9 protein-coding genes are annotated in these 14,142 nt (G+C 69.1%); 6 read left to right on the forward strand and 3 right to left on the reverse strand.

Features of this window, described 5'->3' with window-relative positions; translation table 11 throughout:
* Nucleotides 1-93: 93 nt before the first annotated feature.
* On the reverse strand, nt 94-549 hold the full coding sequence (gene cynS, locus G6N50_RS15995; RefSeq protein ID WP_443677640.1) for a cyanase: 456 nt from the start codon (nt 547-549) through the stop codon (nt 94-96).
* 191 nt (nt 550-740) lie between these two features.
* The gene (locus G6N50_RS16000) at nt 741-1,256 is read right to left on the reverse strand and encodes a nitroreductase family protein (protein WP_083093224.1); all 516 of its coding nucleotides are present in this window, start codon (nt 1,254-1,256) and stop codon (nt 741-743) included.
* Nucleotides 1,257-1,588: 332 nt separating this feature from the next.
* Here G6N50_RS16000 and G6N50_RS16005 point away from each other — a divergent pair, with 332 nt between their 5' ends.
* The 6 genes from G6N50_RS16005 (at nt 1,589) to G6N50_RS16030 (ending at nt 12,948) form a co-directional block, all read left to right on the forward strand.
* The gene (locus G6N50_RS16005; protein ID WP_083093222.1) at nt 1,589-2,455 is read left to right on the forward strand and encodes a cyclopropane mycolic acid synthase family methyltransferase; all 867 of its coding nucleotides are present in this window, start codon (nt 1,589-1,591) and stop codon (nt 2,453-2,455) included.
* Nucleotides 2,456-2,538: 83 nt separating this feature from the next.
* On the forward strand, nt 2,539-5,832 hold the full coding sequence (recC, locus tag G6N50_RS16010; protein WP_083093220.1) for an exodeoxyribonuclease V subunit gamma: 3,294 nt from the start codon (nt 2,539-2,541) through the stop codon (nt 5,830-5,832).
* On the forward strand, nt 5,832-9,134 hold the full coding sequence (recB, locus tag G6N50_RS16015) for an exodeoxyribonuclease V subunit beta (protein ID WP_083093219.1): 3,303 nt from the start codon (nt 5,832-5,834) through the stop codon (nt 9,132-9,134). The genes recC and recB overlap by 1 nt, the downstream gene beginning before the upstream one ends.
* An 11-nt stretch (nt 9,135-9,145) precedes the next feature.
* Nucleotides 9,146-10,846, forward strand: coding sequence for an exodeoxyribonuclease V subunit alpha (gene recD / locus G6N50_RS16020; RefSeq protein ID WP_083093547.1), 1,701 nt, complete (start codon nt 9,146-9,148; stop codon nt 10,844-10,846).
* 17 nt (nt 10,847-10,863) lie between these two features.
* Nucleotides 10,864-11,592 (forward strand): TVP38/TMEM64 family protein, encoded by a 729-nt coding sequence (locus G6N50_RS16025; RefSeq protein WP_083093549.1) that lies wholly within the window; start codon nt 10,864-10,866, stop codon nt 11,590-11,592.
* 114 nt (nt 11,593-11,706) lie between these two features.
* Complete coding sequence (locus G6N50_RS16030) at nt 11,707-12,948, forward strand: HNH endonuclease signature motif containing protein (protein WP_083093217.1); 1,242 nt, start codon at nt 11,707-11,709, stop codon at nt 12,946-12,948.
* A gap of 244 nt (nt 12,949-13,192) precedes the next feature.
* On the opposite strand, the gene G6N50_RS16035 is transcribed toward G6N50_RS16030, so the two are convergent.
* Nucleotides 13,193-14,140, reverse strand: a complete 948-nt coding sequence (locus G6N50_RS16035) for a class I SAM-dependent methyltransferase (protein ID WP_083093215.1) — start codon at nt 14,138-14,140, stop codon at nt 13,193-13,195.
* Nucleotides 14,141-14,142 lie beyond the last annotated feature (2 nt).

Below are 14,142 nucleotides of genomic sequence, written 5' to 3' on the forward strand. Positions count from 1 at the left end.
GGCCGCCGCTGGCGCCACCGCGTTCCCTTCGCCTCCTCGACGCCAGTCTGACACGCGTGCGTGCCGCCGTCACTTCACCCGGGCGACCTCGCCTCAGTCATCCGCCGCGACCCATTGATAGGGCAGGAACTTCCCGTCGAACGTCACCACCACCCGGTCGCCGGACGGGTGCGGCTTCTTTTGCACGTCGAGACTGAAGTTGATCGCGCTCATGATGCCGTCGCCGAACTGTTCGGCGATGACTTCCTTGAGGGCGCCGCCGTATACCTGCAGGGCTTCGTAGAAGCGGTAGATGGTCGGGTCCGTCGGAACCGCGGTGGGCAGCCCGCCGCGCATCGAAGCGGCGGCCAGCACCGGCACCGCCGACTCGTCGAGACCGAGCATGTCGATGAGAACCTTGGCATGTTCGACCGGGATCGGGTGCTGGCCGAGCAACGCCGCCGTGGTCCACATCAGCGGCCGGTCGATCGCATCGGCCAGCTGTTGCCACGTCAGCCCTTTCGCCAACCGCGCGACGACGATCTGTTCGGTGAGTTCGTTTCTCGTCATGCGTCTCAGCATGCACGAACGGAAAGGTAGTTGCGCCGGGGCCGTGTCCGGGGAATTGGACACTTCGCCGGATCCGCTAGCGCATGCGCTAGCGAGTTTGGTGGTGACGCATACCTCCGACACCGGCGGGACCGTAACCCGGCGGTCATGCACGCGCGACTCGATAAGGCGCCGAAGGCTTGCGGTGGCGATCACCAACGGCCGTGGTGGACGACCTCCGAGAACGGCCGCCGATTCGGCTTGCGGATCGGGCGTAGCGGGCGGTCGGCGGGATAGCCGACACCGAGCAGGAAGGCCACCAGGTACTCGTCGGGCACACCGAGGATGGCGCGGGCCTTGTCCTGGTCCCCCACCGACGAGTGACCGGTCCCGATACCCAGGTCCGTGGCGGCGATCATCATGGCCATGGTGGCCTGCCCGACGTCATAGTTGTCGGTGACCACTCGGCGTTCGTCGGGCGGCACCGGGACCACGATGGCGATCGCGGCCGGGGCCGCCGCGATGTGGCCGGCCCCCCGCCAGACCGTGGACAGCTCGGCCAGCTGGTTGCGGTCGGTGACGATGACGAAGTCCCACGGCTGGCGGTTCTTCGCCGACGGTGCGCGCCAGCCTGCTTCCGCGATGCGGTCCAGGTCCTCGCCCGGTATCGGTTTCGGCTGGTAATCCCGCACGTTGCGGCGTGCGCAGATCGCGTCCCAAGCTTCCATCTGGCTCCCTCCATCGTCTGTTTTCCCGGATCAACCGGCGTAGGATCGGCTCAATTCCCAGGTAGGGATTGCGCGTTCGCCCTTAGCCTAGCTCCGGTAGATGTGAGTGGTCGGGTGCCAGCGTAGCCAAACGTCTTGGGCCACAGCTAAATACGACTTCTCCTGCGGGGTGGCCAGAGCCGCGGCGGCCATGCCACGCCGGATCGATCGAGGATTCCCGGCACGGACGTTGTGGTTTGTTTGCGGCGTTTCGGGGAAGCCGTGGTGAACCATCCGAGCGGCGCACTCGTGAACAACCGAATGGTCCCTAGACAGAAAGGCGGGTTTGCGCCGTGGCAGAAAACCTGACGCCGCACTTCGAAGAGGTACAGGCCCACTACGACCTGTCCGACGACTTCTTCCGGTTGTTCCTCGACCCCACCATGACCTACAGCTGCGCGTACTGGGATCGCAACCGGGATATCTCGCTGGAAGAGGCGCAGTTGCGCAAGATGGACCTCTCGCTGGGCAAGCTGGGTCTGCGGCCGGGCATGACGCTGCTGGACATCGGGTGCGGCTGGGGAGGCACCATGCGCCGCGCGATCGAAAACTACGACGTGAACGTCGTCGGTCTGACCCTGTCCGAGCACCAGGCCGCCCACGTGCAGAAGCTCTTCGACGCGATGAACACCGAACGCAGCAGGCGGGTGTTGCTGCACGGCTGGGAAGAGTTCGACGAACACGCGGACCGGATCGTCTCCATCGGCGCGTTCGAGCATTTCGGGTATGACCGCTACGACGACTTCTTCGCGATGGCCCACCGCACCCTGCCCGAGGACGGGGTGATGATGCTGCACACCATCACCATGCTGACCCCGCAGCAGATCGTCGAGCGCGAACTGCCGATGACCGAGGAGCAGACCAGCTTCAACGAATTCATCGCCACCGAGATCTTCCCGGGCGGTCAGTTGCCGGCGATCGAGATAGTGGAGTTCCACGCATCGAAGATGGGCTTCAATCTGAAACGCCGGCAGTCGTTGCGGCTGCACTACGCCCGCACCCTCGATCACTGGGCCGAGGCGTTGCAGGCGCGCCACCGCGAGGCCGTCGAAATCCAGTCCGAAGAGGTCTACCAGCGCTACATGCGGTACCTGACCGGCTGCGCCGACGCATTCCGGGCCGGATACATCGACGTCAACCAGTTCACGCTGGCCAAATAACCCCGCGCCCGCCCCTCGGGCGACACACGCCGCGGACGTAAGCGGCCACCCGCGTCGGTGTCCGGGTTTATCGTGACAGCGAAATGCCGCTTCATCTGCACCGTGCCGAGCGCACCGATCTGTTGGCCGACGGTCTCGGCGCTCTGCTGGCCCGCCCGTTGTCCGATCCGTTCGCCACCGAACTCGTCGTGGTCCCGGCGCGCGGCGTGGAGCGCTGGCTCAGCCAGCGGTTGTCGCATGTGCTCGGTGCGCGCGGCGGTGACGGAGTGTGCGCCGGGGTCGATTTCCGCAGCCCGGGTTCGTTGATCGCCGAGATCACCGGCACCGCCGACAACGACCCGTGGTCGCCGGACGCGATGGCCTGGCCGCTGCTGGAGGCGATCGACTGTTCGCTGGACAAGCCGTGGTGCCGCACGCTGGCCACGCACGTGGGGCATTTCCACACCGGCGCGGAGGCCGAGCTGCGCCGGGGCAGACGATACGAGGTGGCGCGCCGGCTGGCGGGGCTGTTCGACTCCTACGCTCGGCAACGCCCGCAACTGCTGGTCGACTGGTGCGACGGCGACGTCGGTGATCTCGACGAGGACCTGCGCTGGCAGCCCGAGCTGTGGCGGGCGCTGGTTGCCCGGGTCGCCGCCGACCCGCCGCATATCCGCCACGGTGAGACCATCGCGCGGTTGCGGGGGGCGCCCGGCGAACTGCCGCCGCGGCTCTCGCTGTTCGGGCACACCCGGTTGACCCGCACCGACATCGAGCTCTTGGAGGCCGTGGCCACCCACCACGAGCTACACCTGTGGTTACCGCACCCCAGCGACCAGCTGTGGCGGGCGCTGGCCGGCACACACGGCGCCATTGCCCGGCGCGAGGACGTGAGCCATCGCGCGGTGTCCCATCCGCTGCTCGCGACGCTGGGCCGAGACCTGCGCGAACTGCAACGCGGCCTGCCGGCCGATCCGGTGACAGACGACTACCTCACCGGTGCTGCGCGTCCGGACACGCTGCTCGGCTGGCTGCAGTCCGACATCGCCGCCAATGTCGTTCGCCCACTTGGCCGCACGGTGGCGGCCGACGACCGATCGGTACAGATACACAACTGCCACGGCCCGGCCCGCCAGGTCGACGTGCTACGCGAGGTGCTGCTCGGCCTGTTACAGGACGACCCGACGCTCGAACCGCGCGACATCCTGGTGATGTGCCCGGACATCGAAACCTACGCGCCGCTGATCATGGCCGACTTCGGCCTGGGCGACGTGGTGCACGGCGCCCATCCCGCCCACCAGCTACGGGTGCGGCTGGCGGACCGCTCGCCGATCCAGACCAATCCGCTGCTGGGCATCGCCGCGCAACTGCTGGCCCTGGCGGCCGGCCGGGTGACGGCCAGCGAGGTGCTCAACCTGGCCCAGGCGCCGCCGGTGCGCGCCCGGTTCGGGTTCACCGATGACGACCTGGAAGCCATCACCCGTTGGGTGCGGCAGGCGAACATCCGGTGGGGATTGGACCAGGAGCACCGGCGGCCCTACCACGTCGACTTCGTGCACAACACATGGCGTTTCGGCATCGACCGAATACTGGCGGGCGTCGCGATGTCGGACGATTCGAACGCATGGATCGACGCGACGCTGCCGCTCGACGACGTCAGCAGCAACCGCGTCCAATTGGCCGGCCAGTTCGCCGAATTCGTCGCCCGGCTGGCGCATGTGGTCGACTCCCTCACCGGCACCCGGCCGCTGACCGAGTGGTTGGCCGCCCTGGCCGGGGGCGTCGCGCTGCTGACCCAAGTCCGCGATGCGGACGAATGGCAGACCGGTCAGATGCAACGCGAGTTCGCCCGAACGGCAGCGCAGGCCGGATCCCGGGGCGGCACCGCGCTGCGGCTGCCCGACATTCGCGCGCTGCTCGGCCAACGCCTTTCCGGGCGCCCGACGCGGGCCAACTTCCGCACCGGCACCCTGACGGTGTGCACCATGGTGCCGATGCGCTCCGTACCACACCGGGTGGTCTGCCTGGTCGGGCTCGACGACGGCCTGTTCCCACGGCTCGGCATCGTCGACGGTGACGACGCGCTGGCCCGGTGCCCGATGACCGGCGAGCGCGACATCCGGTCCGAGGACAGGCAACTGTTGCTCGACGCGATCGGCGCGGCCACCGAGAAACTGGTGATCACCTACACCGGCGCCAACGAGTATTCGGGGCAGCCACGCCCGCCCGCGGTGCCGCTGGCCGAATTGCTGGATACCCTCGACATGACCACCACAGCGAAGGTGCGTGACCGGATCGTCATCGAACATCCGTTGCAGCCGTTCGACCTTCGCAACGTGATCCCCGGCAGGCTGGTCCCGGACGTGCCGTTCAGTTTCGACCCCACGGTGCTGCGCGCGGCGCGCGCGGCCACCGGCGAACACAGCGAGCAGCCGAGGTTCATCGTGGCGCCGCTGCCGGCCCCGCCGGCCGGTGACGTGATCCTCGCCGATCTGGTCGGCTTCTTCAGAGACCCGGTGAAAGGGTTCTTCCGCGCACTGGAATTCACGTTGCCGCACGATGTCGACGGCGTGCAGGACGCCATGCCCGTCGACATCGACGGTCTCGAAGAGTGGACGGTCGGCGACCGGATGCTGGGTGACATCCTGCGCGGGATGACTCCCGACGATGCGCGGCAGGCCGAGTGGCGGCGCGGCACGCTGCCGCCGGGTCAACTCGGCTGGCGCAAGGTCACCGAGATTCGCGACCAGGCCGCCGTATTGGCGCTCGAGGCGCTTCGTCACACGCAAAAGCACCGCCCCGCCGCATACGATGTCGACGTCGATCTGGGCGGCGGGCGGCGCCTCACCGGCACGGTGTCGCCGGTGTATGGCGAGCAAACGGTGTCGGTGACGTATTCGCGGCTGGACGGCAAGCACCTGCTGGAATCGTGGATACCGTTGCTGGCGCTGGTCGCTCACGATCCCGGCCGGGACTGGTCGGCGGTGTGCATCGGCCGCATGCGCAGGGGCACCGGCACCCGGGCGGAGGGTCTGGGACCGCCGGGCGACGGTGAGCGGGCCGTCGAGGTGCTGAGCGAGCTGGTGGCGATCTACGATGCGGGACGGCGTGAGCCAATTCCGTTGCCCATCAAAACGTCCTACGCTTGGGCGGCCGCGCGCTACGGCGGCGACGACCCGGTGACCGAGGCGCGGTACCGATGGAGATCCAGCGACCGTTTCCCTGGCGAGGACCAGGCTCCGGCGCACGCGCGGGCGTGGGGAAAGGGTGCGCCGCTCGACGCGCTGATGCAGCCGGTGCGGCCAGGCGAGGAGTGCGACGGCGAAGACAACCGGCTCGGCGCCTACGCTGCCCGAGTCTGGCTGCCGATGCTGCGCGCCGAGAGGAAGCGGGTCTGATGGAGCGCTTCGACCTGTTGGGCGCGCTGCCGGCCGAGCGTTCCACCACCGTGCTGGAGGCCAGCGCGGGGACCGGCAAGACGTTCGCGTTGGCCGGCCTGGTGACGCGGTATCTCGCCGACGGCGCCGCGACGCTGGACCAGATGCTGCTGATCACCTTCGGCCGGGCCGCCAGCCAGGAGCTGCGCGAGCGCGTCCGCTGCCAAATCGTCGATGCCGTACGCACTTTCGCGGATCCGTCGACCGTCGGCGACAACCAGGTGGTGGCGTACCTACTGGACGGCACCGACGATCAGCGTGCAGCGCGCCAACAGCGCCTTCGCGACGCGCTGGCCGGCTTCGACGCGGCGACGATCGCCACCACCCACCAGTTCTGCCAACTGGTGCTGCGCTCGCTCGGCGTGGCCGGCGACACCGCGGCCAGCGTGACGCTGCTCGACAGCCTCGACGACCTGGTGACCGAGATCGTCGATGACCTGTACCTGGCCCACTTCGGCCAGGAGCGCGACGATCCGGTGCTGCACTATCGCGAGGCGCTGCGGCTGGCGCGCGAGGTCGTCAAGAACCCGTCGACCCAGCTGCGGCCGCGTGACCCGGATCCCGATTCGCGGGCCGCTGTCAGCGTCGGGTTCGCCAATGATGTTCTGGCCGAGTTGGATACACGCAAGCGCCGGCTGGGCGTCCTCGGCTATGACGACCTGTTGATCCGGCTGGCCGATGCGCTGGCCACCGGCGACTCCCCCGCCCGGCTGCGCATGCATCAACGCTGGCCGATCGTCATGGTCGACGAGTTCCAGGACACCGACCCCGTGCAATGGCAGGTGATCGACCGCGCGTTCAGTGGGCGCTCCACGGTGATTCTCATCGGTGATCCCAAGCAGGCGATCTATGCGTTTCGCGGCGGTGACATCGTCACCTACCTGCGGGCGGCCGAGACGGCGGGTGAGCGCAAGACGCTGGACACCAACTGGCGCACCGATTCCGCGCTGCTGCAGCGGCTGCAGGTGGTGCTGCGCGGCGCCCAACTCGGCGACCCCGCGATCGTGGTGAACGACGTCGACGCGCATCACCGCGGCCATCGGCTCGCCGGAGCACCGTGCAACGACCCCTTCCGGTTGCGTGTGGTCGCGCGAAACGCTTTGGGGCGACGCGGGGTTCAGAACCTGCCGATCGACCAGGTGCGCGAGCATATCGGTGCGGACCTGGCGTCCGACATCCGCGCGTTGCTGGCCAGCGGTGCGACGTTCGGCGGCCGGCCGCTGCAGGCCCGCGACATCGCCGTCATCGTGGAGAAGCACCGGGACGCGCACGCGTGTTTCAAGGCGCTCTGCGACGCGGGCGTCCCCGCGGTCTACACCGGCAACTCCGACGTGTTCACCTCCGAGGCCGCCGAGGATTGGCTGTGCCTGCTGGAGGCGTTCGATCAACCGCACCGGCCCGGGATGGTGCGCGCGGCCGCGGCGACGATGTTCTTCGGGGAGACCGCCGAAACGCTGGCCGCCGGGGGCGACGCCCTGACGGACCGGATCGCAATGACCCTGCGCGAGTGGGCCGGTCACGCCCGCGAACGCGGTGTCGCGGCCATCTTCGAGGCGGCGCAATTGCTGGGCATGGGCAATCGCGTGCTCGCCTGGCAGGGTGGTGAGCGGCACATGACCGACCTGGCGCATGTCACCCAGCTGCTGCAGGATGTCGCGCACCGTGAGCACTACAGCCTGCCCGCGCTGCGCGATTGGCTGCGCCGGCAGCGTGACGAACGCAGCGGCGCACCGGAGCGCAACCGCCGGCTCGACAGCGACGCCGCGGCCGTGCAGATCATGACCGTCTTCGTCAGCAAGGGCCTGCAATACCCGATCGTGTACCTGCCGTTCGCGTTCAACCGCAACACCCAGGACAGCGACGTGGTGCTGTTCCACGACGAGGACGGCATGCGTTGTCTGCACGTCGGAGGCAAGGACAGCCCCGACTTCAAAGTCGTTGAGCGGCTTGGCCGTAAAGAGGACGCCAGCGACGACAGCCGGCTCACCTACGTCGCGCTGACCAGGGCGCAGGCCCAGGTGGTGGCGTGGTGGTCGCCGGCGTACTACGAACCCAACGGCGGCCTGTCGCGGCTGCTGCGGGGTCGCCGGCCCGGCGAGCCGGTGGTTCCGGACCGCTGCGAACCCGCGAAGATCTCCGACGACGACGCCATGGCCCGGCTGCGCGAGTGGGAGGCGGCCGGCGGGCCGGTCATCGAGGAGTCGGTGGTGGCGCCGGCCCCGTCGCTGCCCGCCGAACCGGTGCCCGCGCGCCTGGAAAGTCGCCACTTCCACCGCGGCATCGACACCGGCTGGCGGCGCACCTCCTATTCCGGTCTGATACGGGCGGCGCAGAGCAGCGGGGTGAGCAGCGAGCCCGAAGTCGGCGAACTCGACGACGAAGTGGGCGACATCCCGTTGGTGTCCGCGGTATCCGGGCCGGACGTACCCTCGCCGATGGCGGATCTTCCGGCCGGCGCCACGTTCGGCTCGCTGGTGCACGCCGTGCTGGAAACGGCCGACCCGTTCGCCGCGGACCTCGCGGCCGAGCTGGAGACGCAGATCCGGGCGCATTCGGCGTGGTGGCCGGTTGCCGCGGCGCCCGAGGAGTTGGCCGCGGCGATGGTGCCGATGCACGACACCTCGCTGGGGCCGTTGACCGGTGGTATGACGCTGCGCCAGATCGGATTGCCAGACCGGTTGCGCGAGCTGGATTTTGAACTTCCCTTGGCCGGTGGGGATCGTCGTGCGACGGCGGCGCAGGTTCGGCTGGCGGATCTGGCGCCGCTGTTGCGCGAACACCTGCCGGCCGATGATGTGCTGGCATCGTATGCCGACCGGTTGGCCGAACCCGGCCTCGGCGATCAGTCGCTGCGCGGATACCTCACCGGATCGATCGACGCCGTCCTCCGTGTTCCCGACGGGGCGGGGCACCGCTTCGTGGTAGTGGATTACAAGACCAACCGGCTCGGGGACCCGGAACGACCGCTGACCGCTGCCGACTACGACCGGTCACGGATGGCGGAGGCGATGTTGCACTCGGACTATCCGCTGCAGGCGCTGCTGTATTGCGCTGTGCTGCATCGGTTCCTGCGGTGGCGGCTGACGGATTACGACCCGAGCCGCCATCTCGGTGGCGTCCTCTACCTGTTCGTGCGGGGCATGTGCGGCGCGCAGACGCCGGTGCTCGACGGGCATCCGGCGGGCGTCTTCGATTGGCGGCCGCCCTGGTCGTTGATCGCGGCGCTGTCCGACCTGCTCGACGCCCGGGGGGTGGCCGCGTGACCGCGGAAGTGATGTCCGCGACCGGATTGCTGCGCACGTTCAGTGACGCCGGTGTTCTCGAGCCCGCCGATATCCATGTGGCGCAACGGCTTACCTCGCTCACGGGTGGATCCGATGAGCGGGTGGAGCTGGCCGTCGCTTTGGTGGTGCGTGCGCTGCGCGGCGGCTCGGTCTGCGTCGATCTGCGCGCAGTGCCCGCCCAGGTCGATGACGCCGACCTGCCCTGGCCCGGCGCCGCCGACTGGATGTCGGCGGTGCGGGCCAGCGCCTTGCTTCAGACGCCACCGGTGCTACGACTGCTCGGCGATCTGCTGTACTTCGACAGGTACTGGCTCGAGGAGCAGCAGGTCTGCACCGACCTGCTGGCGCTTTCGGCAGCTCCGGCCACCGTCGAATCATCCAGTTACGAAAGACTTTTCCCGCCCGGTTACGAGGAACAGCGGGCGGCCGCCGAGATCGCGGTGTCGCAGGCGTTGACCGTGCTGACCGGCGGGCCCGGCACCGGCAAGACCACCACAGTCGCCCGCCTGCTCGCCCTGCTCACCGAACATGCGGAGCGTGCCGGTTTGCCCAAACCCCGGATCGCGCTGGCCGCCCCGACGGGCAAGGCGGCGGCCCGGCTGGCCGAGGCGGTGGCCGCGGGGATCGAGGAGCTCACCGCCGCGGACCGGGCGCGGCTGACCGGCCTACCGGGAACCACGCTGCACCGCCTGCTGGGTCCCCGGCCGGACACGTCGGTGCGGTTCAAGCACAATCGCGCCAATCGACTGCCGCACGACGTCATCGTGGTGGACGAGACGTCGATGGTGTCGTTGACCATGATGGCCCGGCTGGTCGAAGCGGTACGGCCGGACACCCGGCTGATCCTGGTCGGTGACCCCGACCAGTTGGCCTCGGTGGAGGCGGGCGCCGTGTTGGCCGATCTGGTGGAGGGGCTGGCCGCCCGCGACGACGTGCGGGTGGCCGCGCTGCGCACCCCGCACCGGTTCGGCACGTCGATCGGTGCCCTGGCCGAGGCGGTCCGGATCGGCGACGCGGACCGGGTCGTGGGGCTGCTGGCGGCCGGCGGCGAGCACATCGAATGGGTGGATTCCGATCGCCCGGCCGACCGGCTGCGTGAGGTGCTGGTTGCGCACGCGCTGCGGCTGCGGTCGGCCGCGCTGCTGGGCGCGGTGCGCGAGGCGTCGACCACGCTGGATGAACACCGGTTGTTGTGTGCGCACCGCGACGGACCCTACGGGGCGACGCACTGGAACACGCAGGTGCAGAAGTGGATTGCCGAGGCGACCGGCCAGCCGGCCTGGTCCCAGTGGTATGCCGGCCGCCCCCTGCTGGTGACGGCGAACGACTACGGGCTGCGCCTGTACAACGGGGACACCGGCGTGACGGTGGCCGGTGCGGACGGCCTGCGTGCGGTCTTCGCCGGCGCGACCGGACCGCTGGACTTCGCGACCAGCCGCCTCGGCGAGGTGGAAACGATGCACGCCATGACCATTCACAAGAGCCAGGGCAGCCAGGCCGCCGAGGTGACGGTGTTGATACCGCCCGAAGATTCGCGATTGCTCACGCGGGAATTGTTCTACACGGCGATCACCCGGGCGAAGACCAAGGTGCGGGTGGTAGGGCCGGAGGCTTCGGTACGCGCCGCGATCGGCCGTCGGGCCGCGCGGGCCAGCGGATTGGCGCAGCGGCTGCGCGGCGGTGCGAAGTGACGGCCGGCATGAACGACATGAACGACGACGACGCTCCCGCACCGGCATCGCGGCCCGGATCGCGACGCGGCCACATCGCGCGGCTCGTGGTGTTCGCCGGGTTCCTGGCGGTGGTCTTCTACTTGGTGGCCGTCGCGCGGGTGATCAACATCGACGAGATTCGGGGCGTGGTGTCGGCGACCGGGCCGGCGGCGCCGCTGACCTACGTGGTGGTCTCGGCGGTGGTGGGGGCGTTGTTCGTTCCGGGCTCGATACTGGCGGCGGGCAGTGGGTTGCTGTTCGGTCCGCTGGTGGGCGTCTTCGTGACGTTGGGCGCGACGGTGGGCACCGCGACCGTCGCGAGTTTCGTCGGCCGGCGGGCCGGTCGCGACAGCGCACGCGCGCTGCTCGGGCCGACGCGGGCCGATCGCATGGACGTCCTGATCGGACGCGGCGGCCTGTGGGCCGTCGTCGGCCAGCGCTTCGTGCCCGGTATCTCGGATGCGCTGGCCTCGTACGCATTCGGGGCGTTCGGAGTTCCGGTGTGGCAGATGGCCATTGGTGCGTTCATCGGTTCGGCCCCGCGGGCCTTCGCCTACACCGCGCTGGGCGCCTCGATCGGGAACAGGTCGTCGCCGCTGGCCTACGCGGCGATAGCGGTGTGGTGCGGGAGCGCCATCGTCGGCGCGTTCGCCGCGCATCGCGGGTACCGCAAATGGCGCGGCCACGCAGGTCGCGACGATGCTGTACCTGAACGGGATCCGTAGAACCCGCTAGCGAGCTTTGGTCGCTCGCGACGTGGAAAGCGCTGCGTTGCCAGCTGCCGGCAGCGAGGATCGGGCGGAACGAAACTTGTCGTACTCGGTTGTCATGATGGCGTTATGTCGTTGAACGCGTCGCCTCCCGTGGCGGTGAGCCCTGCCGAGCGGGTGGAGGTGTTGTTCGAGGAGTTGGCGGAGTTGAGCGGTCAGCGCAACGCGATTGATGGGCGCATCGTGGAGATCGTCGCCGAGCTCGATCGCGACGACCTCTGCGGTGTGACCGGTGCACGCTCGGTCGCAGCGCTGGTGGCCTGGAAGCTCGGCGCGTCCTCGGCGAACGCCCACACGATCGCCACCGTGGCCCACCGGCTGGCCGAGTTTCCCCGCTGCGCGGCCGGCATGGCCGAAGGTCGGCTGTCGCTCGATCAGGTCGGGGTCATCGCCGCACGCGCCGGCGAGGGGTCCGATGAGCACTACGCGCAGCTGGCGGAGGTGGCCACGGTCAACCAGCTGCGCACCGCGGTCAAGCTGGAACCGCGACCCAACCCCGATTCTCGACCCCAACCGCAGGCCTCGATCACCAAGACTTCCAGCGAGGAGTTCAGCTGCTGGCGGATCAGACTTCCCCACCTGGACGCGGCGAAGTTCGACGCGGCCTTGGCGGCGCATCGTGATGCGCTCCTCGCTGAATGGAAGCGCGACCACGGCGACGGCGAGCGCGATCAGGCACCACCCTTGCCGAGCACCGGCGAGGCGTTTATGCGCCTGGTCGAAACGGGCTGGGACGCCGAGGCGGCCCGTCGGCCCCACGGGCAGCACACCACCGTGGTGGCCCACCTCGACGTTGAGAAGCCCGCCGCAGCGCTGCATCTGGGTCCGCTGCTGTCCGACGCCGAACGCCAACACCTGACCTGCGATGCCACCTGCGAAGTCTGGTTCGAACGCGACGGACAGCCCCTCGGCGCCGGCCGCACCACCCGGATAGTCAACCGCAGATTGCGCCGCGCCCTCGAGCACCGCCACCCCACCTGCGCGGTACCCGGTTGCGGAGCCACCCGCGGCCTGCACGCGCATCACATCATCCACTGGGAAGACGGCGGCCCCACCGACTTATCCAACCTGGTGCTGATCTGCCCCTATCACCACCGCGCACACCACCGCGGCGCCATCACCATCGCCGGACCCGCCGACGCACTCCTCATCACCGACAGCGCCGGCGGAACCCTCAGCGCGCGATCACTCGCACGACCGCCCCACCATGCCCCGCCCGCCGTCCCGCCCTGCCCCGGGCCCACCGGCGAGCGCGCCGACTGGTGGTGGTACGAACCCTTCCAACCCCAACCACCACCAACAACCAACTAGGTTGACTATCCGGGCCGCTCACTACCGGCAACATATCGAAGCTTAAACATGTTGGGGCATAAAGGACTTCGTTTAGGCCATCCGGCCGCCCACCGCGTCGTGGGCATCGGGTCCGACAACCAATCCCGCACCGCCGGATCGACGCGACCGGTAGTCCGCCCTCTAGGGCTGGATAAGTATCCCGTTGGGCTGACGGCTGACCGCCGACGGCTATAAGCTCAAGTAGCACAAGGGATTAACGGCGTTAGCTCCCGGCCCGTTGCGCAGCCACGAACAGATTCCCGGGCACGTAGTCCCGGACCTCCTTGGGCGCCGCGCGCCCGTAGCCGGCCATCAACTCGTCGGCCGGCGTCACCGTCACGTCCCAGCCGTGGCGGCCGAACCACTCGCCGACGTCCTCGCGTTCCTCGAAATACCAGAGCTCGTCGGTCCGGGGCAGCTCGCGATCCGGATCCACTCCGGCCATCAGCGCGCGGATCCGGTCCATCCGCTCACGGCGCTTGGCGCGGGCCTGCGGATCGAGGAACTTCGGGCCCAGCGCCTCCACGGCGACCCGGCTGCCGGGACCGGTCAGCCCCTGGATGCGGTCGAACAGTAACTCTTGCGCGGCCGCGGGCAGGTACGGCATCAATCCCTCGGCCGACCAGACACTGGACGCTGACGCGTCAAAACCCGCCTGCCGCAACGCGGTCGGCCAATCCTGGCGCAGGTCCACCGGGACTGCGACGCGGTTGCAGGCGGGTTGAGCCCCATGCTCGGCCAGGGTGGACGCCTTGAAGTCCAGCACCCGGGTCTGGTCGAGCTCGTAGACTGTGGTGCCCGCCGGCCAGGGCAACCGCCAGGACCGCGCGTCCAGGCCGGCCGCCAGGATCACCGCCTGGCGGATGCCCGCACCGGTGGCGTCGAGGAAGAACTTGTCGAAAAACGCCGTGCGCGAGGCCATGTAACCGACCATCGACTGCATCTGCAGCGGCAGCGTCGGCTCGGCTTCGACGATTTCGGCCGGCAGCTGCGCCCCGGAGTGCCAATTCCACACGCCGTCACCGGCGGCGTCGAGGAACACCTGAGCGAATGGATCTGTGATCAAAGGGTTTTCGCTGCGGGTCTCCGCGGCACGGGCCGAGGCCACACCAAGCGCGGTCGCGCCCACGCTTTCGGTGATCTCCCAGCTGTCGTTGTCGGTTCTGGCCACGA

The organism is Mycobacterium mantenii, assembly GCF_010731775.1.
Taxonomy (GTDB): Bacteria; Actinomycetota; Actinomycetes; order Mycobacteriales; family Mycobacteriaceae; genus Mycobacterium; species Mycobacterium mantenii.

What these genes read in the sequence shown, in the direction of transcription:
- cynS (WP_443677640.1), bottom strand. Translation starts at nt 549, where the DNA reads ATGACGAGAAACGAACTCACCGAACAGATCGTCGTCGCGCGGTTGGCG.
- G6N50_RS16000 (WP_083093224.1), bottom strand. Translation starts at nt 1,256, where the DNA reads ATGGAAGCTTGGGACGCGATCTGCGCACGCCGCAACGTGCGGGATTAC.
- recC (WP_083093220.1), top strand. Translation starts at nt 2,539, where the DNA reads ATGCCGCTTCATCTGCACCGTGCCGAGCGCACCGATCTGTTGGCCGAC.
- recB (WP_083093219.1), top strand. Translation starts at nt 5,832, where the DNA reads ATGGAGCGCTTCGACCTGTTGGGCGCGCTGCCGGCCGAGCGTTCCACC.
- recD (WP_083093547.1), top strand. Translation starts at nt 9,146, where the DNA reads ATGTCCGCGACCGGATTGCTGCGCACGTTCAGTGACGCCGGTGTTCTC.
- G6N50_RS16025 (WP_083093549.1), top strand. Translation starts at nt 10,864, where the DNA reads ATGAACGACGACGACGCTCCCGCACCGGCATCGCGGCCCGGATCGCGA.
- G6N50_RS16030 (WP_083093217.1), top strand. Translation starts at nt 11,707, where the DNA reads ATGTCGTTGAACGCGTCGCCTCCCGTGGCGGTGAGCCCTGCCGAGCGG.